Source organism: Vibrio sp. Vb0937 (genome assembly GCF_033338855.1).
Genome location: NZ_JAWOTK010000187.1, coordinates 1 through 1,424, shown reverse-complemented (window position 1 = coordinate 1,424; position 1,424 = coordinate 1). Strand labels below are relative to the sequence as shown.

Here is a 1,424-nt window from a genome sequence, read left to right as displayed (position 1 = left end):
GATCGGATATTTATGGCTGTGTGGCTAGTAGTTAAAAAGTGGCTTAGTTCGCACCTATTTAAATTAAGCAACCGAAACCTTCTTGTTATTAGCATTTTGTACATCAGTTTATCGTGGGGGTTTTTGGCTCTTGCGGGTGAAAAAGCGCTAACGGACAACTTCTCCAACTTCATTTATTACCTCATGGTTACCGCTAGTACGGTGGGCTATGGAGATCACTCTCCGGTCACAGACTTAGGGAAGTGGGTTGTTGTGTTGTTTGTTATTCCCGGTGGCTTGAGTTTGTTTGCTGCGTTATTGGGGCGTGTAGCTGGTTCTGCAATCGATTATTGGCGAGCGGGTATTTTGGGTAAACGGAGAGTGAGAGTGGAAAATCATATCGTATTGCTTGGGTGGAACGGGTCGAGAACAATGCACCTGATTCGTATGTTGCAACACGAAGAAGAAGGCAAGCGCCCTATCGTGTTGTGTAGTCGCTCTGATATTGAAAACCCATTGCCGGGTTAGATTTATTTTATCAAAGTGACCAGTTATACCGACGCACAGGAAATGAAGAACGCCAACATTACTGATGCGAGTTGTATCATTGTTGATAATCTTTCGGATGACATTACGCTCTCCGCTGCGCTTTATTGTGCCTCTGTGAATCCTGACGCACACTTGCTGGCTTATTTTAAAGACGACGCCTTAGGTCGATTGCTCAGTCAGCATTGCCCTAAAGCAGAGTGCATTCCTGCCGTTGGAGCAGAAATGTTGGCGAAAGCGGCAGTAGACCCTGGCTCTAGTGCCTTGCACCAAGAATTACTGGCATCCACCCGTGGGATGACACAGTACTCAGTCATTTATCCTGAGAATCAACCTATCACCACCATTGAGAGCATCTTTGGCTTTATCAAAAAGCGTCACCACGCGACGTTGATTGCGTTTGATATCGGCAACGGTATCCAACTCAACCCAGATTTAGATGCGGAAGTGCCACCGGGTACCAAGCTGTTTTACATTGCAGATGAACGTATTGATGATTTTGCATGGAAAGAAATGAACAAGGAACAATAATGCACATGATTGCCGGCCTGTTAGCAGGTTTTCCAAACTTTTTACTCTACTTCTCAGTATCCGTTATTTTTGTTTTGGCGTTTAAGTTCATCTACGTCAAGCTTACGCCTTATGATGAATGGCATCTGATCAAGGAAAAGCAAAATACCGCAGCCGCAGTGGCGTTGAGTGGCGCTTTTCTGGGTTATTGTATTGCGATTTCGGGTGCGGCAAAAAACTCAGTCAACATTGTCGACTTTATGGTTTGGGGCGTTGTTGCCATGCTTGCGCAAATCATCGCATTTGCCATCGTGCGTTTTATTTTGCTGCCAAGAGTTACTGAGCGTATCGAAAAAGATGAGCTGCCTGCAGGCATTGTACTTGCGGCG

The 1,424-nt window shown here is 45.5% G+C and carries 1 protein-coding gene and 1 pseudogene; both read left to right on the top strand.

The window, feature by feature from the left end:
• Window positions 1-12: 12 nt before the first annotated feature.
• Window positions 13-1,056 (top strand): annotated as a pseudogene (locus R7P67_RS24295) (potassium channel family protein).
• The coding region (locus R7P67_RS24290) for a DUF350 domain-containing protein (RefSeq protein WP_318086249.1) at window positions 1,056-1,424 on the top strand (369 nt) is incomplete at its 3' end. The pseudogene R7P67_RS24295 and the gene R7P67_RS24290, both read left to right, overlap by 1 nt.